The organism is Paenibacillus sp. BAC0078 (genome assembly GCF_054483875.1).
The window spans coordinates 510,600-531,533 of the sequence record NZ_JBTLRW010000003.1 but is presented as its reverse complement, the minus strand read 5'-3'; the positions used below and the strand labels follow the sequence as shown (position 1 = coordinate 531,533).

Annotated in this window: 11 protein-coding genes; 10 read left to right on the top strand and 1 reads right to left on the bottom strand. The window is 56.7% G+C overall.

Annotation, left to right across the window (positions count from 1 at the left end; translation table 11 throughout):
* Nucleotides 1–132 precede the first annotated feature (132 nt).
* Nucleotides 133–1,041: a helix-turn-helix transcriptional regulator gene (locus ACX1DY_RS09090; protein ID WP_458963853.1), complete on the top strand. Its 909-nt coding sequence runs from the start codon at nt 133–135 to the stop codon at nt 1,039–1,041.
* 18 nt (nt 1,042–1,059) lie between these two features.
* Here ACX1DY_RS09090 and ACX1DY_RS09085 read toward each other — a convergent pair whose 3' ends face one another.
* Nucleotides 1,060–1,926, bottom strand: a complete 867-nt coding sequence (locus ACX1DY_RS09085) for a helix-turn-helix domain-containing protein (protein WP_458963852.1) — start codon at nt 1,924–1,926, stop codon at nt 1,060–1,062.
* Nucleotides 1,927–2,057: 131 nt separating this feature from the next.
* Here ACX1DY_RS09085 and ACX1DY_RS09080 point away from each other — a divergent pair, with 131 nt between their 5' ends.
* From ACX1DY_RS09080 to ACX1DY_RS09040, 9 genes are all read left to right on the top strand, one after another.
* Nucleotides 2,058–2,801, top strand: coding sequence for a GDSL-type esterase/lipase family protein (locus ACX1DY_RS09080; protein ID WP_458963851.1), 744 nt, complete (start codon nt 2,058–2,060; stop codon nt 2,799–2,801).
* A 79-nt stretch (nt 2,802–2,880) separates the two neighbouring features.
* Nucleotides 2,881–5,190 carry a helix-turn-helix domain-containing protein gene (locus ACX1DY_RS09075; protein ID WP_458963850.1) on the top strand — a complete coding sequence of 770 codons (2,310 nt, stop codon included), beginning with the start codon at nt 2,881–2,883 and terminating at the stop codon, nt 5,188–5,190.
* Nucleotides 5,191–5,430: 240 nt separating this feature from the next.
* The gene (locus ACX1DY_RS09070; RefSeq protein ID WP_458963931.1) at nt 5,431–6,414 is read left to right on the top strand and encodes an ABC transporter permease; all 984 of its coding nucleotides are present in this window, start codon (nt 5,431–5,433) and stop codon (nt 6,412–6,414) included.
* Nucleotides 6,415–6,427: 13 nt separating this feature from the next.
* On the top strand, nt 6,428–7,312 hold the full coding sequence (locus ACX1DY_RS09065) for a carbohydrate ABC transporter permease (RefSeq protein ID WP_458963849.1): 885 nt from the start codon (nt 6,428–6,430) through the stop codon (nt 7,310–7,312).
* A 38-nt stretch (nt 7,313–7,350) separates the two neighbouring features.
* Nucleotides 7,351–8,892, top strand: coding sequence for an ABC transporter substrate-binding protein (locus tag ACX1DY_RS09060; protein WP_458963848.1), 1,542 nt, complete (start codon nt 7,351–7,353; stop codon nt 8,890–8,892).
* A gap of 159 nt (nt 8,893–9,051) precedes the next feature.
* On the top strand, nt 9,052–12,828 hold the full coding sequence (locus ACX1DY_RS09055; RefSeq protein WP_458963847.1) for an Ig-like domain-containing protein: 3,777 nt from the start codon (nt 9,052–9,054) through the stop codon (nt 12,826–12,828).
* A gap of 194 nt (nt 12,829–13,022) precedes the next feature.
* On the top strand, nt 13,023–13,703 hold the full coding sequence (locus tag ACX1DY_RS09050; protein ID WP_458963846.1) for a hypothetical protein: 681 nt from the start codon (nt 13,023–13,025) through the stop codon (nt 13,701–13,703).
* The gene (locus ACX1DY_RS09045; protein ID WP_458963845.1) at nt 13,696–17,808 is read left to right on the top strand and encodes a glycoside hydrolase family 2 protein; all 4,113 of its coding nucleotides are present in this window, start codon (nt 13,696–13,698) and stop codon (nt 17,806–17,808) included. Before ACX1DY_RS09050 ends, ACX1DY_RS09045 begins: the two co-directional genes overlap by 8 nt.
* Before the next feature lie 31 nt (nt 17,809–17,839).
* A complete protein-coding gene (locus tag ACX1DY_RS09040; RefSeq protein WP_458963844.1) occupies nt 17,840–20,233 on the top strand; it encodes a GH36-type glycosyl hydrolase domain-containing protein in 2,394 nt (797 codons plus the stop codon).
* Nucleotides 20,234–20,934: the final 701 nt, after the last annotated feature.

Sequence of the window (20,934 nt, the reverse complement as noted above, 5' to 3'; positions counted from 1 at the left end):
CGTTAAACAGCCCCTTATGTGGTTGGTGATAAAGCTTATTCCCAGTCAATGTAACTCTTTTTTGCCGGGGCAGCCAGTGATAATATAGACTTTGAATAGCACAAAACCGACTTGTGAGAGAAGGGATAGAAGATGCTGTGCCTGGAATTCGCCATCCCGCCGCTGCCTCAGTTCGTAACGGTCGGGCATGCGGTCTGGTCGCCGGGAGACCGGCATTTCGCCCGTACCTTCGGCGTCTACGATCTGCTGCTGGTGAAGCGTGGGACGCTGTATATGGCGGAACAAGATAAGGAGTACGCGGTAGGTCCGGGGAAGCTGCTCGTCCTGGAAGCGGGGCTGCCGCATGCCGGATACGGGGACTGCGCAGAGGATACGGAAATCTACTGGGTGCACTTCATTCATGGAGGCAAGCCGGCCTCGATCCGGCGGGAGGAGATCCCCTGGTCGTCGCTGCTGGCGAAAGGGACGGTCGACGATGAAGCGCCTTCCGCCCAGCAGCGGCTCTATATACCGAAGTTCGCCTCAGTTGATGTGGAGGCCATAGAGCCGGTGCTGCACGAGATGAACGAGATTCACAGCGGGCTGAATACAGAAAACGCGCTCCGGCTCCACCTGCTGCTGGCCAGGCTGCTGGCGCTCCTGCAGGCGGAATGCAGCCGGACTGCCCAGCCGGAGCCGGCAGTCCGGCTGGCCCGCGCGGCCGCAGCCTATCTGGATCTTCACTGGAGGGAACCGTTTCAGCTGGCGGGGCTTGAGGAGGAGCTGCATTTCCAGGCGGATTATATTACGAGGTGCATGAAGCAGCATATCGGCACGACGCCGCTGCAATATGTGCTGCACCTGCGCCTGGAGGAAGCCAAGAAATTGCTGGGGGAGACGGTGCTCAGCATTCCCGAGATTGCCGAGCGGGTGGGTATCCGTGATTCGAACTACATGATACGCCTGTTCAGCGGGCGGTTCGGTATTACCCCCGGGGCCTACCGGCGGCGGCTGCGCCAGAGAGACGAGGCTGCTGCCGGAGCCGACAGGGAAGAAGGATAAGAGCGGTTGAGGGCAGCGTCAGGAAGGCCGCAGGTTCCCGCGGTATTCGCTCGGCGAGCAGTTGAATACCTTGCGGAACTGGCGGGAGTAGTAGTTCTGGTCATGAAAGCCGCTGTCCATGGCCACCTGGGAAATGGAGAGATCCGGGTTCCGCAGCAGCGTGCAGGAATAATCCAGCCGCTTACGGATCACATAGTCCATCGGAGTCGTCTGATAATTGCGGGTGAAGACCCGCAGAAACTGGCGGGTGGACATATAGGCCATATCCGCCATGGACTGCAGGGTGATGGGCTGCAGGAAATGCTCCTCGATATAGGTGACCGTCTCCCCGATCCGCAGCGCCTTATTGTCCTCGCTTCCGCTGCTGTTCTGGTAATACCGCGACAGCAGGCCGACGAGCGCAGTAAAATAGCTGCGGATCATCAGCCGGTACCCTTCGGGCCGGCGGTCATGCTCTGCGAGAATCACATCCAGCAGCCGCGTAGCCTCCTGGAGCTGCGGTTCATCAAGCGTAAGCATGCCCTTGAAATACATCTCTTTCCGGTAGAAGGGCTCGATGTAGAACAAAGCCTGAAAGCCCGGCAGCAGCCTGAGCTCGGTCAGCTGCAGCAGCTGCTCAGGCTGGAACATGACGTTGACGTATTCGATCCCGTCAACATTCTTGTAGCCGTGGGAAACGTTGCTGTGGATCAGAAAAACCTGACCGGCGGTAACCGGATACTCCCTTCCCTCGATGATATGCACGGCATTTCCCGACAAAATAACGACCAGCTCGGAGAAATCATGGCTGTGAACATAGTAGTCATGATTCAGCGGGCATTTCTGGATTCTGAAAGTGAACCCGGGCTCAAGTCCGATGTCCCGGGCAAATAGTTTGGTTGTCATGGCCATATTATGCTAAAGATGGTCGGTATCGTCAAGGCAGAACGGGGCGGGCGGTGCTACCATTAGAGTGCGGGCGTACCGCCCGGTTTCGGCCGGGAGAAGGGCCTGGGCAATGATCAGGAGGGAACAGCATGCAGCAAATAATAACCGAGTTGATCAATAAAGATTTCGCGAAGCCGCTGATTCTGTTTCTCGGGGACAGCATTACGGCAGACGGCCTGTATATCCGGCTGGCCGGCGAATGGCTTAGGAAGTACCGTCCGGATCTGGGCGTGGAGCTGCTTGGCCGCGGGGTCCCGAGCGAGACGGCCTCCGGGCTCAGTGAAGCAGCCCATCCGTTTCCGCGGCCCTGTATCCATGAACGGCTGGCGGGGGAGCTGGCGGAAGCTTCGCCCGGCGTAGTTGTGGCTTGCTATGGGATGAACGACGGGATATATCATCCCTTTTCAGCGGAGCGTTTCGCAGCCTATCAGGCGGGAATGCGGCGATTGAGCGCTGAAATCCGTGAAGCCGGCGCCAGTGTCATATTGATGACTCCTCCGCCATTTGACGGCACGTCGATGAATGTTCAGCTTTTGCCGGCCGAAGCGTCCGGGTTCAGTTATCTGACTCCTTATAAGGAATACGATCTTGTACTGGAGCGTTATGCGGACTGGCTGTTATCCGGGGGCTGCCCCGCTGATGGCGTGATTAATCTGCGGACTCCGCTGCTGGAGCATATCCGCCAGGAACGCGCGCGGAACGCTTCATACCGCTATGGTGACGGAATTCATCCGGATGCATCGGGAAACCGGGTTATGGCTGAGGTGCTGCTGCGGGAGCTGTTCGGCGCAGAACAGGTTACCTTGCCGGATGCGGAAGGGTCCCTGGAATAATTTCACTGAGCTGCGGATTGACAAGCAAAATCGCGCAGGATTATAGTTAGGTCACTCTAAGAGCAGGGAGAGAGGGCCCATGAATGTAATGCAGACGATCCGTTCGCGCAAATATTTACAGCGGATTCTGCTCAGTTTTATGCTTGTAGTGGCTATTCTGGCCGTGGCTTCGCTGTTTCTGAACGCCGGCGCCCGCAACAAGGTAATGAGTCTGCAAAACGAAGCTGACCGTAAGCTGCTGACCCAGATCAACTACAACATAGAGAATATGAACGGCATTGTGAAGGATTTGGCGGTGTCGCTGTACAATGACGATGAGCTGCTCGGGCTGAAGTCCGGTGCGGATTACAAGATGAGCATTCTGAAGATCGAACGCCTGAACCATACGGTGGCTTCTTCCCCGTATCTGCACGCCGCCGTCTTTTACAACGGTGCCCAGCACAGGTTTTTCTCGTCGCTGAACCATGAGATGGATAACAGCGTGTTTTATGGAGCTCTGCAAAAATATATGGATGCCCACGCGGATGTGCCGAAGCTGCAGCTGATTCCGCTCGATCTGGACGGAAAGAACGGTGGAATCGACGTATTTGCGTGTTTCCTGTACGACGGGGATTCCCTGGGTTCGATCAATGATAATGTGCTGGTTCTGACCGTGAAGCCGGGCTGGATGCTTGATAATATGAAAGCGCTTAATATGGTGGCGGAGCGGCAAAATGATGTGCTGTTCGTCACCGACAGCAACGGGGAGGTACTGATCTCTACCGATGGGCTGCTGCCCGCCGGGCTGGATATCAAGACTGACCTGCTGCCGCAGATAGCCGCGGCAAATTCTCCGCTGGATTCATTTATCTACCCGCATGGAGATAGGAAGTACAAGGTAACCTTTTTGAGTAAAGCCCTGAACAACTGGCAGATCATCAGTATGCAGGATTACGATATCGTACTGGGCAGTGTCCGGCAGATGAAATGGACGGAAGTGGCGGTAACGCTGTCTGTCGTCACGCTCGCCGTCATGCTGTCCGTATTCTTTGCGCTGCGGCTCTATAAGCCGGTGGGCCAGCTGCTGATGCTGGTGCCCGAGGAGGTGCGCGGCGCTCCGCAGGGGAAGGATGAGCTGTCGCTGATCGCCGCCAATGTCAGCGAAATGATCGGCAAGCTCAAGGGGCTGGAGCAGGAGCGGGCAGCGCAGTCGAACGTCGCTAAGCTGTACCAGCTGCGCAACCTGATCGGGTCCAGCCGCAGTATTGATGAGCAGGCGTTCCTGCAGATCAGGGAGCAGTACGGGCTAGACATCGCTTATCCGTCGCCGCTGCGGCTGGCGCTCGTGCAGCTGGATGACCTGCAGGAGCTGGCGAAGGGGCCGGGGTCCGCAATGGAAGCACTGCTGTATTTTGCCGTGGCGAACATTGGCCAGGAGCTGTTACGGCTTGATGGCTCCTGCGAAGCGGCAGATATGAAAAGCGGGCATCTTGTCTTCATCGCCGGCGGCGGAACCGGCACGCTGGAGAAGCTTGGCGGGCGCTTCAGAGAGCTTCAGCAGACGATTCTCGGGTATTACCGCATCACCTTTACCGTAACGCTCAGTGAGATATTCACGGATTACCGCAGCATTTCGCAGCACTACAATCTGGCGGTGCGCCATTCCAATTACCGGATGATCTACGGCAAGGGAGCGGTGCTTGAACCGGAGCAGCTCCGCGAGAATGAGCGGAACGAGTCGCTGCGTATCCCGCTGGAGCTGGAACGGCAGCTGACCGAGGGGCTGAGGGGCGGCGATCTGGCGGAGACAGAGCAGGCGATCCGCCGCTGGCGGGAGCTGCTCGGCGGATTCAGCTATGAGACGATGTTCTCCGCCGTGCTGCATCTGGCGGTTACACTCAGCAATACGCTGGGTGAGATGAATAACCACAGCGTCAATCCGCTATCCATTAATCTGCAGGCGATTAACCGGCGCATTCTGGAAAAAGAGACACTGGATGAGATTGAAGCCGTACTGCTCGAAGTGGTGCAGGAGGTGACCGAGCAGCGCCGGAGCGGACGGGAGGATAAGAACCGGCTGCTGGCCGAGACGGTTAAGGAGATTATCGATAAGCATTATGCTGACCCCGATCTTAATGTGCAGCGGATCGCCGACATGCTGAAGATGAGCTCCGTCTATCTGGGCCAGGTGTTCAAGGCGCAGGAGGGCACGACGGTAGTTGACCAGATCAATGCAGCCCGCCTGGCCTATGCCAGAGAGTTCCTGGAACAGAAGGATTTAACCGTGACGGAGATTATGGAGAAGGTCGGCTTCGGCAACGAGAGCTATTTTTACCGCCTGTTCAAACGCCGCTACGGAACGACTCCCAAGGAATACCGCCTCAAATCAGCCATCGACCGCAGCAGATAATCCATATACGCATTAACACCCAAGGCCCGAATGAATCCATGTTCATTTTCGGGCCTTTTCTTGTGCAGGGGCTCCATCCGGGCCGGCCGGCACAGGAATCCGGGAACTATACAGCCCCTCTGTACAGCAATCCTGCGATTGTACAGTACCGAAAAAGCCTGATTCTACGCTATTCTTAGTCGTGCAAAGCCTGAAACACAGGCATCAGCTAAGGAAGGAAGGGAAGGGGCTTTGGTTATGATGAAGAAGGTTACACTCGCGGAGCAAAGAGCAAATTCGGGTGCGCCGCCGGTCACGCGTAAACGGTCGTGGGCCCGGAGAGAGCTGAATCATTTCCGCAACAACCGGGAGCTGTTCCTGCTCTCGCTGCCGGGAATACTGTACAAATTGATTTTTGCCTATATTCCAATGATTGGTCTGGTCATCGCATTCAAAAATTACCGCTATGACCTCGGCATCTTCGGCAGCAAATGGACCGGGCTGGATAATTTCCGTTATTTGTTCAGCACCGATACGGCATGGCGGATTACCCGCAATACGGTCCTTTATAACACCGCTTACATTCTGGTGGGGACATCGGTGGCCCTGCTGCTGGCGATTCTGCTGAACGAGCTGAAAGCCAAGTGGACCAAATTTTATCAGACGGCGCTGTTCCTGCCCCATTTTTTATCGTGGGTGCTGGTGGGTTATGTGGCGTACGCGTTCTTGAACCATTCCGACGGCTTCATTAACCGCACGCTGGAATCCTTCGGCCTGGACCCGGTGAGCTGGTATCAGAATGCCGCGCCGTGGCCGGTAATACTCATCCTCGTTCAATTGTGGAAAGTGGTCGGGTTCAACACGCTGATTTATTTTGCCGGCGTCATCGGAATCAACAGTGAATACTACGAGGCGGCGCGGATCGACGGGGCAACCAAACGGCAGATGGCTTTTAAAATCACGATTCCGCTGCTGGCACCGCTGGTCATTATTATGCTAATTCTGTCGATCGGCAACATGTTCCGCGGGGACTTCGGCCTGCATTACTTTATCCCGAACAACTCAGGCTTTCTCTACGGCTCAACGGATGTCATCGATACGTATGTGTACCGCGCGCTGCGTGAAGTCGGCAATGTCAGCATGTCGGCGGCTACAGGCTTCTATCAGTCGGTTGTCGGTCTCGTGCTGGTGCTGACGGCTAACAGAATCGTGCGCAGAATCAATCCCGATCATTCCCTGTGGTAAGGAGGTGCCTCAAGTGCCAAAAAAATTCGAATTCTCCAAATTGTTCATCAACCTGCTGTTCATCGTGCTGTCGCTTGCGGTCATCCTGCCGTTCCTGCTGGTCATTGCCGTGTCGCTAACGGATGAACAGTCGCTCAAAGAAAATGGGTATCAGTTCATCCCGCATTCGTTCAGTCTCGATGCTTACCGCTATCTGCTGGATGCTCCGGATATTCTGCTCCGTGCCTACGGCGTAACCTTCACGGTGACGATCATCGGCTCGCTGCTGGGTCTGCTGCTGACGGCAATGACCGCTTACGTCATCTCAAGGCAGGATTACCGGTACAACCGGGTGACGACGTTTTATGTATTTTTCACGATGCTGTTCAGCGGGGGGCTGGTTCCCTCCTACATCCTCATTACGCAATATCTGCATCTGAAAGACAGCCTGCTGGCGCTCATTCTGCCGATCCTGCTGTCGCCGTTCAACATCATGGTCATGAAGGGTTTCATGTCCAAAATTCCGCTTGAGATCATTGAATCGGCCAAAATGGACGGGGCACGGGAATTCCGCATCTTTTTCAAAATTATCCTCCCGCTGTCTACGCCAGCGCTGGCGACGCTGGGTCTGCTGATTTCGTTTACCTATTGGAATGAATGGTTCAACGCGATGCTGTACATCGACGATCCGAACAAAGTACCGCTGCAGCTGCTGCTGGTGCGAACGCTCAATAGTATTGAGTTCCTCACCACGAATTCAGAGTTTACAGGGCAGCTCGGCATCGACTTAAGCAGTTTCCCGAACAGTTCGGCGCGGATGGCGATTGCAGTGCTGGCCGGGGGACCGATGCTGGTGATCTTCCCGTTTTTCCAGCGTTTTTTCGTCAAAGGGCTTACGGTTGGCTCCCTTAAGGGTTAACATACAATTACATGTACTAAGTACAGGAGGTCACTCACATGAAAAAGAGGCTGATTGGGGTTTTGGCGCTTTGTCTGCTCGCCGGGTCCGTGCTTGCCGGCTGCGGCGGCAACAATAACGGAAACGGGGGAAACAGTGCTGCGCCGGCCGGCACGGAAGGGGCTCAAAGCGCTGCTCCGGATTCGGGGGGCTCAGATGAACTGAAGCCGGTCGAACTGACCTGGTATTATCCGCTGTCACAGCTTCAGGCTGATCAGGACAAAGTGCAGGAGGAAGTCAATAAGATCGTAAAATCGAAGATCAACGCCACAGTCAAGCTGATGCCGGTCGCGGTCGGGGATTATGTGCAGAAGATGAACACGGTGCTGGCGGCAGGCGAGAAGTTCGATATTCTCTGGACCGGCTACATGCTGAAACCGGAGGAGCTGGTACGCAAAGGCGCGATTCAGCCGATGGACGCCTTGCTTGATCAATACGCGCCGGAGCTGAAGGCGGATGTGCCGCAGGTAATGTGGGACGGTCTGTCGGTCGACGGGGAAATCTACGGCATTCCAAACCAGCAGATTAACGGCTCCCGCTACGGCTTCATTATCCAGAAACGTTTTGCTGACAAGTACAAACTTGATACCGCTTCCATCAAAAAGATCGCCGATATCGAGCCGTTCCTGGCCCAAATCAAGCAAAATGAACCGGGTATCATTCCGTTCGGCATATTCGGCAATTCATTTATCAATCCTCAGTCACATGACGACCAGTACTGGGTAGTTCCGGGGCTGGATGACCACTTCTATATCAAAACAGATGACCCGACCTATACGCTGTACCGCTATCCGGAAGAAGAGCTCGACAATTTCCGGCTGGCCAGCAAATGGTATAAGGAAGGCTATATTTACAAGGATGCAGCTACGGAAAAAATGAACGATTACCTGGCCAAAGGCCAGATCGCGGTAGACTTTAACGTAACGCTGAAGCCTGGGGTGGAAGCGGAGGTTAAAGCGAAAAATGGCGGAAATGAAGTCATCACCGTTCCGCTGAGTGACTGGTTCTCCAACGGATATTCGGCTACAACCAACCAGTCGATCAGCCGCACGGCACCAAATCCCGAACGGGCGATGATGCTCCTCAACCTGGTGAACACCGACAAGGAGCTGTACAATCTGCTCTGCAACGGTATTGCCGGTGAACATTATGAGAAGACAACAGGCGATTACATCAAGCCGCTGGCGGATTCGCGCTATATGCCGAACATGGACTGGGTTTTTGGTAGCGTATTCAACTCTTATCTGAAGGAAGGACAGCCGGAGAACATCTGGGAGGAAACGAAAAAGATCAATTCCGATTCTGAGGTTAATCCAGTCGGCGCCTTCAAATTCAACTCCGAGCCGGTCAATACAGAAATCGCCAACCTGAACGCGGTATGGGGAGAGTACAAACGGGGACTGGTCACCGGTACGCTTGATTTCGATGAAACCTGGCCTGCACTCTACGGCAAGCTGAAGGAAGCAGGCGAAGAGAAATACGTCGCGGAAGTAACCAAACAATTTGAACAATTCCTGAAGGATAAAGGATTGAAGAAGTAGGCGGCGGTATAGGCTAAAGCTTGGGCTAGATTAACAGTTCAATGTAGACAAGAGACCTGCAACATCGTGGAGTCCGGAGAACCTGCTGCTCACGGGCGGCTTCGCCAAGGCATAGACTGGCGGAGCCGTCAACATTCCCATCTGAAAGGAAGAGGAGCTATGGTGAAAAAAAGGTTGCTTGCCGCACTTATGACCAGTCTTCTGCTTCTAACAACGCCCTATCTGCCCTTTGCTGCTTCTGTATCAGCGGAGAACGGGCCTGCCGGAAAAACATTTTTTGTTGCTACAAATGGAAGCGATTCCAACAACGGGACGCAAAATGCCCCGTTCCTGACCCTGGAGAAAGCGCGGGATGCCATCCGTGCACTGAAAGCGGGTGAAGGGCTGCCGGCGAGCGGCGTCACCGTGTATCTGCGCGAAGGCCGGTATGAACGGACGGCCAGCTTTGAGCTGGGCCAGCAGGATTCCGGCGAAGCCGGCAAGACGGTTACCTACACCGCCTATCCGGGTGAATCGGTAACGCTGACGGGATCGGAGAAGCTGGCGAAGTCAGCATTTACGCCTGTTACGGACTCGGCCATCCTCAGCCGGATCATCAGCCCGGAAGCGAGAACCAAGGTGCAGGTTGCCGATCTCGCCGCACTCGGGATCACCGATTACGGTGAGCTTAGCCGCCATGGCTATTATCTGGCCAATGATCTGAGCGAGGTACCGCCGATGGAACTGTATGTGAACGGACAAGGCATGACGCTTGCCCGCTGGCCTAACGAAGGCACTGTCCAGATGGATGAGATTATCGATCCCGGACCGACGCGGAAGGACCCGAACGGGGAAGTGCATACGCGCGGCGGCACCTTTACCTATACGTATGACCGGCCTCAGTATTGGACGCAGGCCGATGATATCTGGCTGGACGGCGTGTTCGGCTACAGCTGGGAGTGGTCATACAACAAGATCGCATCCATTGATACAGCCGCCAAGACCATTACGCTGCGGTACGGGGAAATGAGCGGTTTATTTAAGAACTGGTATCCGGATTTCCATTTTGCGCAGAATCTGCTGGAAGAGATCGATATGCCCGGTGAGTACTATATTGACCGGCAGGCCGGCAAGCTGTACTTCCTGCCGAATGCCGAGTTTGCTACATCAGACCCGGATATCGAAGTGACAATGCTGAAGACGCCGATGATCAACGCGATTAATGCTTCGTACATTGATTTCTCGGAGCTGGTGCTGGAGAACGGCCGCGACTCGGCGGCTGTGTTCATGGGCGGCAGTCATATGCGCATCCTGAACAGCGAGATCCGCAACTTCACCAACAGCGGTGTGCTGGTCAATACGCAAAGCCGGTTCTATTACAACAATTTCGACGGTGCGCCGGGGACGGATCACGCCATTATCAGCACCCATATCCATCATATCGGCGGCACTGCGGTTACCCTGGCGGGAGGCGACAAAACGACGCTCCAGCCGGCGAATAACAGCGTGGAGAATTCGCATATTCATGATTTTGCTTACTACCACAAAGCTTACAATCCCGGTGTCCTGCTCTCGGGGGTCGGCAACCGGATGTTGCACAATGAGCTGCATGATGCGCCCCATCCCGGTGTGCTGATTTTCGGCAACGATCATGTTGTGGAATATAACGAAATCTATGATGTCTGCACCACCTTCTCGGATCTCGGGGCGATCTACATGAACGCGGGAGAGACGCCTCAGCAGCGGGGGACAGTGATCAGGCGCAATTATTTTCATAACATCGGTGAGAGCAAAGCGGGAGTAGAAGGCGTGTACCCCGATAACTTCACGATGGGGCTGACGATCGACGAGAATATTTTTTATAAAATGGGCAATTCGGCTATCAAAAATAACGGCGGCGCGCATATCCAGGCCCGTAACAATATTTTTGTCGACAGCAAGGTTCCTTATGATTACGCGGATCTGTACCTCGGCGATGAGCCGGATGATCAGGTGCCGCTGAATTACATGCCGAAATGGCAGGCGCTGTTCGCGGCGAACAATAACTTTGCAGGCACACCGTATTTGACCAAATACCCTGAGCTGGCGGATTTCTTTACGGAGAACCGCTATTATCCTGACACCAACACCTTCCAGGGGAATGTGGTCTACAACCCGCAGCTTGCCCGCAGCGTAACGACCAATGTATATGGTGCTTATGACAAATTCGGGCTGCTGCAATATGCGAACAACTGGGTGACTACGACAGACCCCGGCTTCACCGATCTGGCGGGAGGGGATCTGTCGCTGCGGCCGGATGCGCAAGTATTTACTGCCATTCCCGGCTTCCCGGACATACCGTTCGGTGACATTGGTATAAACGGCAAAGCGGGAACCACTACCGGCCCGGATAGCCGGCCTGTGCAGGGTGTGGCTGTATATGACAGTGAAATTACGGTAGACCGCTGGAAGACGGTGAAGCTGCGGACGACGGTGCTCCCATGGAATGCGGATAACCCGGCATTAACCTATGTCTCGGCTGATCCTTCCATTGCTTCTGTCGACAGCAGCGGTGTGGTCACCGGCTTAACGGTCGGAAGCACGGTCATTACGGTGGCGTCGGCGGAGAATCCGCTACTGACAGCTACCGTTATGGTGACAGTGGAGGCCGGCGACGGTGTGATGGACTTCACGGATTTCGAATCCGGCGCGAACGGCTGGACCCAGGACGCCTACCGCAGCATTGAAAAAATTAACGGCAACCGCTGGTATAAGGTGCTGAACGGGGCATCTTCACTCAGCGCCAAAACCTTCTCCGAGTACGAGCTGAGCTTCCGGCTGAAGACTCCGGAGACGATGGGCGACAATGTGACGCTGTATGTCTTTGACCGGCAGTCCGGCAGCGGCTCCAGCCGGATCGGCTACAAGACGCGGGCGGACGGAACTTCAGCCTGGCTGCTGTACAACTCCGCATGGGCGGTGCTGAAGGAAGTGAAGCTGCCCGGACATGGTCTGCTGCCGAATACGGAATATACAGTCAAAATGCTTGTGAAGGGCGGCGATATCAGCGTCTATCTGGACGGCGAGTTCCGCCTGAAGGGCAATGACCCCGGACACAATGCGTCCGGCAAGGTCGGCTTCTATGTCAACAATGTCAGCCATATGCTGTTCGATGACATCCAGTTCAAGGAGCTGACAGCTGATTTAGCGGGGATTATCCCGGCGGAAAGTAAAGTACGGCTCGCGGCCGGGGAACAGAAGCAGCTGCAGCTCAGCTTCGATCCATCGGATACGCCGGATACGGCGGTCACCTGGCAGTCGGCTGACCCGGCAGTGGCTACCGTGGACAGTGCAGGGGTAGTTAGCGCCGTGTACGAAGGGGAGACGGTGATTACGGCAGTTTCTGTGGCTGATCCGCTGATTAAGACGGATATTACCGTAACGGTGTCGAGCATTATGCATGAGACAGACTTCGAGAACGGCGGCAACGGCTGGCCGGTCGACCCTAACCGCAGCATCGCCGCCGATCCGGACGGGAACCGCCGCTATAAGCTTCTGAACGGCGCCACGGCGTTACTGGACCGCAGCTTTACGTCATATCAGCTGGAATTCAGGCTGAAGACGCCGTCCGTCATCCCGGACAATGGCATCCTGTACATCTTCGACCGCCAGGACAGCACCGGCTCGACCCGGATCGGCTACCGCACGCGGGCGGATGGAACCTCGGCCTGGATCTTGTACGATACGGCCTGGCAGAAGCTTACCGAGAATGTCCTGCCGGGCTATGACCTGCAGCCGGACACAGAATATGCAGTGAAGGTGACCGTGAAGAACGGGGATATCTCCGTGTTCGTGGATGGTTCTCCGCGGCTGACGGGCAGCGATCCGGGCCACCGGCCGTCCGGCAAAGTCGGCTTCTATACCAGCGGCTTCTCCTACCTGCTGTTCGATGACATTGTCTTCTCGGTAAACCCTTAATCTTCGTGAGCGCTCTTCCTGCGGGGAGGGCGCTTTTTGCAAATGAGAAAGGGCAGGGCGGCGGGACGGTGAGCCCCGGAAAATGGCTGTACCAGCCCATGTCGTTATCATGCTAAACATGGTCGCCATCGTCAAGGCGGATAAGGGTTGTATGCGATAACATGAAGGTGAACTTAAGCATAGGGAGGTACGGCATGAAGCGTTGTATGTACAGATCTGAAGGGCTGGAAGGTAAGGAGGCCGCCGCTTTTTTCCGGAGCCGGGAGCTGCAGATTTCACTTCGCGGGGCGATGGAGCGGCTTGCTGTAGATCATTTAAGCCTGTTTGCCTGCGGCAGCCAGCTGTTTCTATATTACGAATGCCTGGGGGCGGAAGCAGCACCGGAAGCTTTATTGCCGGAAGCTGCGGAGCATCTTGCTGCGTGGCCCGGCGGGGAGCGGGGGCGGTGCTGGGCGCCGCTTACGGATATTTTTCATTATCAGCAGCCGATATCAGTGGAGCACTGGGAGCGCCGGAACCCGGAAAGTGTGCCTTACGGGCGGCTTGCAATGCTGAAGCCTGAAGAGGCCGCCAGCTATATTTATTACCACTACCAGTACCAGGAGGAACGTCCGGGGGACGGGGATAAATACGGCATCATCGGGCTGCATGAGAATGTGCTGTTTTTCTATGCGGAGCAGCCGGACACCTGGGAGCCGGCTCCCTATGAAGGGAAACTGAAGACGGCGCTGCGTCCGGTGAACTGGGGGGAAGTGATGGAGCCGCATTTTTTGAAATGGAAGGGAATGCCGGTGGGCCAGGAGCTGTGGCGGAGGCTGGAGCTTGTGCTTGAGGTGAATTTGTCCAAAGGAAAGCTGGGGATAGAGCATGCGTAATTTATTTTGTCTGAACGGGGAGTGGGATTTCATGCCCCTGTATGATCAGCCGCAGTGCCGCAGGCTGCCTGAAACGATTATGTATGAAGCGCGCAAGGTGCAGGTCCCGTCCAGCTGGAGACGGACCTATCCGCAGCCGGACGGCAAGCGCTTCGGCAGCATTCCGGAGTATGATTATGCTCCGTTTGACCTGTACGGGTATCCGCAGGAGTGGGATGCCGCTGAAGCAGGTGTGCTGCACCGGAGCTTCCGGGTGCCGGAGAGCATGGCCGGGCAGCGGATCGTGCTGCGGCTGGACGGGATCATGCAGAAGGCTGTCATCTATGTGGACCGCCAGGAGGTTGGCGTCTGGGAGGACGGATATCTGCCGCTGAGACTCGATATTACTTCACTGGTCGAGCTGGGACGGGAGCATCATCTGCATGTCGTGTGCAGCGGTTTCGATACCGTGACGCTTCCGAACGGCCAGTCCAAAATCACCGGGCTAATGGGCTCCTGGTATGGAAGAATCAGCCGGGGAATCTGGCAGGATGTATATCTGGAGGGTTATCCCGTGCTGTCGCTGGAGGATGTAACCATCCGCACTTCTGTCAGGGAAGGACGGATTGAGGTCAAGGCACTGGCCTGCGCAGCGGAATCAACTGCCGTGAATGGCCCGCTGACGGTCAGATTGGGCATCCGGGAAAAGGGGGTGCTGCGGCGGGCTGTGGAGGGGCCGGAAGGGACGGAGGATTCCGGAGTCACTATTTCATCGGGGTTGGTTCTGTCCGCTGAATGTCCCGCCGAGTCTGGCGGCGATGCCGCGGCTGCGGAGAAGCTCAGACGGTGTGAGAACATGCGGACGGGGACAGTGTACAGCGCTTCCTTCGATCTGGACTGGAGCGATGTCAAGCTGTGGAGCCCGGATACACCGTTTTTGTACACTGTGGAACTGGAACTGCTCGAAGGCGGAGTGGTCATTGACCGGCAGGTGCAGGTATTCGGTTTCCGCGAATTCTGGTGTGAAGGCCCGCAGTTTATGCTGAACGGCATTCCGCTCAATCTGCGCGGGGATTCCTGGCATTTTCAGGGCGCCCTGCAGATGACAGAAGATTATATCCGTAACTGGTACCGCATCTGCCGCAGCGTGGGCATCAACAGCATCCGGCTGCATGCCGAGCCTTATCCGGCTGATTATCTGCGTATCGCAGATGAAGAAGGCATGCTGATCGTCGATGAGACGGCGATCTACGGCTCGGGCAAATCGATGCTGGCGGATCATCCCGACTATGTGGAGAACTGCCGGCAGCATGTGCGGCGGCTGGTACAACGCGATAAAAACCATCCCTCCGTCATCCTCTGGAGCCTGCAGAACGAAATGCGCTGGGTGGACGGACGGGATGGCTTCAAGCAGCATATGCCCGGTCTGATGGACGACATCCGTGCGCTTGATCCGACCCGGCCGGTGATCGCCGAAGGTGACAACCGGCTGCTGTCCAAAGAGCATACCGAGGTGGAGAGCCGCCATTACAACATCGACGGCACGATCAGCCAGTGGGACCGGAGTGTGCCGCTGACCTTCGGGGAGCACGGCGGCTGGTGGTATATCTGTCCGCAGAACAGCAGCATGTATAGCGGACTTGAGGTTTACCGGGGAACAGATGAGAGCACCGCAGGACTGGCGCAGAAGGAGCGGCTGTTCGTGGAGTATGCCAGACGGCAGGAAGTGTCCGGCATCTCTACCTTCAATTTCGCCCATTATTTCATGCAGGCGATGCCGGAGGAGAACCTCACTCTGCCGCCTGCTGACCCGGCATCACCAGGGGTGAAGCCAACAATAGTTCCCGCCTATTCCCTGACGATCAATAACGGCCTGCTGCCGGAGAAATATCCGCTGTATTCGTCCAATCCGGCTTTTGCCATTATGGCTGAGGCGCTGAAGCCGGCAACGATTATCGCTGCCGAGTACAACGGCTGCTTCTATGACGATAAGCCGGTTGCCCGCAGCTTCGACGTCTATAACGATACTTATTCCGGGCAGGAGGTCCGGGTGGATGTGGTAATCCGCCAAGGGAACAAGCTGGTTCATGAACAGAGCTTCAGCTTCTTCCAGAAGCCTGCCGGTCATGAGGTCATTTCGTTTACCTGGATGCCGGTTTCCGCTGCTTCTGGAGAGCAGGCGGTGCTGACGGCGCTGCTGTTCCACGGCGGCCGGCAGGTGCACGATCTGCGTAAGGAATACCGGATTGTCTCCGCAAGCCTATTACAGCAGCCGGTGAACCTTCAGCGGCGGGTGGCCTATTGCGGAACGGATCGCGATAATGAGTACCTTCTCCCGCTTGTTCCAGGCTGCATAAGGGCAGACCTGGCCTTGCTGGCTGAACTGCCGGCTGACTATTTGCTTATTGTAGGCAGCCGGGCGAAGGATGAGGACGGCACGCTGGAAGCGCTGCTGAAGGCGTTCGTGGCACGCGGCGGCCGGCTGCTGCTGCTGGAGCAGGACCAGCTGTCGCTGGGCAAGCTGCCGCTCTCGCGGCGGCCGTTCTTCCGCGCCCATGCCGGCAGCTACCTCCACCCGGTGCTGGAGGGGCTGGGCGACGGGGATCTGATGTTCTGGCACGAGGAGCTGCGGGAAGACGGACCGCTGCCGATCATCCGCGCCGCCTTCGAGAAGCCGGCGGCCGGCGATTTCACCCTGCTGCTGGAATGCAGCGCAGGCGATTTCGGTGACGGCGGCGATCTGTGGTCGCCGCTGCTGGAGTACCGCAGCGGAGCGGGCCTGTTCCTCGCCAGCCAGCTGGAGCTGATGGCGAATCTGGAGCAGGTTCCGCAGGCTTGCCTGCTGCTGCGGAACCTGCTGGTTTACGCCGGCGGGGGCACCGCCGGCATTCCTGCAAGGCCGACCGCCGCACTGGTGCGGCCGGGAAGTGAAGCCGCAGCCCTGCTCGGCAGGCTGCGGCTGCGGTACACGGCGCTGGAATCGCCAGCGCCGGCAGGTATTGGCGCGCCGGGCGGAGCGGCGCGCCAAGGGCTGCAGGACTTCGGCCTGATCGTGGCCGAAGCCTGCATGCTGGAGACGCCGGGCGCTGCCGAAGCGCTGCGGCGTCATGCGGAAGCCGGCGGGCAGGTGCTGCTCCTGCCGGCGGAGGAACGCCAGCAGGCGGCGCTTGGGCGCCTGCTGGACCGCCCCGTGCGCGTGAAGCCGCACGAGGCGTATCACTTGGCGGCGGACTACGGCTACGCCGCCGTGCGCGGGTTCAGCCCTGTCGACCTGTTCGGCTTTGACAAAGTATTCTTGTCGCCACGCGAGGTCAGGAACGCCCTGCTTGCCGGGAACAGCCTGCAGATTCCGGACGCCGGGAGGCTCTGTACGAGCGTCGAAGGCACGGCCTGGAAGGATTATTTCGTTCACGGGTACACGGCAGAATACAGCCGTCTGGCGCTGGTCGAGCTGAACCGCAAGAGCGCCCGCCCGGCTGGAACTTTCCTCAGCGAAATGAAGATCGGAGCGGGCTCTGTAATCTGCTCTCAGCTGCTGACGGATCCGGATAGCGAAAAGGCGCTGCGCCTGTATACCCGTCTGCTCGCCAATCTAGGAGCGTCTTTCGATGACGGCCTGCTGGATAGTGTGAAGGGCGACGGGGAGTGGGCAGTGGAGACGATGATGGCGCTGCCCTGCCCGCCCTACATTGATTACGCGCAGATGAAGGCTTATTACACCGATCCTGCGTTTTCGCTGAATAATCTGGGGGAAGGCCTGTACGGCTGGATGCAAAAAAAGGAGCGGCGCTCTGGAGACGGCACATTGCGTATTCAAAATGCCGGTGGGGTTCCCTGGTTTCTGAGCTGTTTTGTGCATGTGCCGGAAGCAGCGGGAGCCGAGGAACGGCTTCACATGGGACGCCTGCGCGTCAACACCGTGCCCTACGAGATTTATTTGAACGGCGCACCTGTTGCCGAGCCGGAACGCGAACTTACCCTGCAATCCGGCCTCAACCGGCTGATTGCCATCGTGCAGGCAGGTGACGGCGACCTGACGTTCGGCCTGACTTTTTTGAACGAAGACGGCAGCTATATGAAGGGCCTGGAATACCGCCTGACCCTGGACGAGGTAGAGCCGAAATAATCTGAATTGGATGACAAAGGAGCTGGAGCCCGTGAACACGGAGAACATCAAATATGCTGATCCAAAAGAGTATTATACCTTTAGGGACGGAGAGAAGGAGGTGGTTTTCAACAGGCATGATATGCCGACGCCTTGGATGAACTATCTGTCGAACGGCACCTTTCATACGATGCTGTCGCATGCGGGCGGCGGGGTGGCTTTTTACAAGTCCCCGCAGATCTGGCGGATCACGCGCTACCGTTTCTTTCACCTGCCGATGGACCGTTCCGGTCCGTACATTTATATACAAAATGCCGACACAGGCCGCTACTGGTGCCCGACCAGCGAACCCGCCCTGGACAAACCGGAGGAGTGGAAGAGTGCCCACGGCATGGGATATACCCGTTTTGAGGCGAAGCGCGGGGATATCGCAGCGCGGACGGTGTATTTCGTCGGACCCTATGAAAACTCGCTGATCTGGAATTTGACTCTGACCAATCATGGCAGTACGCCGCAAGAGCTAAAAATCTACGCCTATGCCGAGTTCGGCATGATGGAGTTTATGCGTGAGCTGCAGTGGCAGTGCTACAACAAACATCAGGTCTCGGTGCAGTATCATGACGATGAGGCGCTGGTATACCGTTACGGGGTTGAGAACCAGCCGAAGCCGGATGAGACGCCGCTTGTCTACCTGGCTGCTGATACACCGCTTGCCGGTTATGATGGTGACCGCGAGGAATTCATCGGCTGTTACCGCAGTGAATCGAACCCGGCGGCGATCGAAAATGGCGGCTGCACCGGTTCAACGCTGATGGGCGGCGACCCATGCGGTGCGCTGCAGTTCAACCTGACACTTGCGCCGGGCGAGAGCCGGACGGTCAATGTCTTTTTGGGTACGGCAGCAGACGAGGAGGAGGTTACCCGGGCTATCGCCCATTCCCGGGAAGCCCGCTTCGTGGAAGCCTCTTACCGGGCGCTGCAGGAGAACTGGGCAGATTACCTGGGAGCATGGGAAAGCAGGCTGCCGGATCAGGATGCTGAGCGGATGATTAACATCTGGAATCCGTATCAGGCGCACCGCAACTTTTTGTTTTCGCGGAATATTTCTTTTTACGCCACCGGTACATTCCGCGGGGTAGGTTACCGGGATACTGCGCAGGATATTCTGGCGGTCGTGCCGTTTGACACGGAGGCGGCTTTTGACAAATTACAGCTATTGCTGGGCCAGCAGTACCGGGACGGGCATGTGAACCATTATTTCTTCCCGAACGAAGGCTGGGAGCCGGTAACGAGCATCCATTCCGACGATCATCTGTGGACGGCGCTGGCGGCGTGGGATTTGCTGGCGGAAACCGGGAATGCCGCTTTTCTGAAGGCAACAGTTCCTTATTATGACGGCGGCGAGGGCACAGTGTATGAGCATTTGAAGGCGGCGATTGATTTTACCGCATCCCAGCTGGGGGAGCGTGGCTTCCCGTTAATGCTGCGTTCGGACTGGAACGACCAGCTGTTCCGCGTCTGCCGCGAGGGGCGGGGCGAGAGCATCTGGACATCGATGCAACTAGGCACGGTACTGCTGCGGATGATCGATCTTGCGGCCGCTGCCGGCCAACCGGAGGATGCCATCCGATATGCCGAAATGTACGAGACCCAGCGTAAGCTGGTTAACAGCACCGGCTGGGATGGACGCTGGTTCCGGCGGGCCATTATGGACGACGGCCGGTTCCTCGGCAGCGACGAGCACGACGAAGCCAAAATCTGGCTCAACGCCCAGACCTGGGCCACCCTGTCCGGCATGGCCGATCATGATAAAGGCCTGATGGCTATGGACAGCGTCCGTGAGATGCTGGATACGGAGCTCGGCATCAAAAAAATCCACCCGTCGATCACCACCTTCCCCGACCCGGCCGATCCGCTTACTAACTACAATAAGGGTACCGGGGAGAACGGCGCAGTCTTCTGCCACGCGAATACATGGGCGATAATCGCCGAGTGCATGCTGGGCCGGGGCGATTTGGCCTACAAATATTACCGCCAGCTGCTGCCGAATGTGGCCATGGACAAGGCCGGCTTATGGCGCTACAAAGCAGAACCCTACGTCTACGCCTCCAACCTATTTGGTCCGGAGTCCGACAAGTTCGGCCTTGCCAATGTCTCCTGGTTAACCGGAACAGCTGCCTGGATGTATGTTGCTGCAACCCAATATATATTGGGTGTGAAGCCGGTGCTGGAGGGCTTGTCCATCGATCCCTGCATCCCGGCGGATTGGGAGGGCTTCGCGGTGAAACGCCGTTTCCGGGGCTGCGTCTACGACATCACGGTTACGAATGCCAGTAAAGTCAGCAAAGGTGTCCAAAAAATCACCGTCAACGGCGAGCCGATTGAAGGCAATGTCCTCCCGCCTTATCCCGGACGCCAGTCGGTCAAGGTTGAGGTGACTCTGTAGCAGCTGTGTAGTGTTCCGAGGGTTGTGCTCCAGAGGGTGTGCGGAGTTCTACCGGTAGCGTACTGTTCCACATGCGCTCTAAACGGACTGAGGAGACGTTATTTTGCAGTAAAAAGCTCATCCGCTGTCCTAATGGACCGTAGCTCCGTTATTTGATCGAAAAAGCGGGTGATAGCAAGCAAAATGGTGGAATAACGTCACTGAGGTCCGTCCCGCGAGATGAGGCGATTTCCAAATAAGGGCTCTGGAGTCCGAAGCGTGCTGGTGTAGTGCTCCAAATATAATGTACTGTTCCAAGGCGCTGTAGTGTTTGGCAGTGGCATACTGTTCTGCAGGCAGGGGGGCGGACGATGGTCAGCGATCAGCCGCACGCGGCAAGCCATAGGCAGACGGGGCAAGGAAACGCTGCCCACAACATCCGATGGTATCTAAGTTATCGATTCGGCGTTAATGCCGAACCCCACTGGTAATGATTAAGTAACCTCACTAAAGCAAGTACCACGCAGCACCACCTATCACCTTGTTTCCAGCACCCATAGCACAATTTACCCGCCCTTAGCCACAATGGTAGCTCATCGCTCCGTTGCATAAGGGCGTTTTTTGTGGTGACTCCGACAGCGTACTCATTACTTTAAAGGTTTAGTTGATGAGGAATACGAAGGGGAAGGCAGCCTGTTCCAGGAAACGATTGAGCGGGGCAT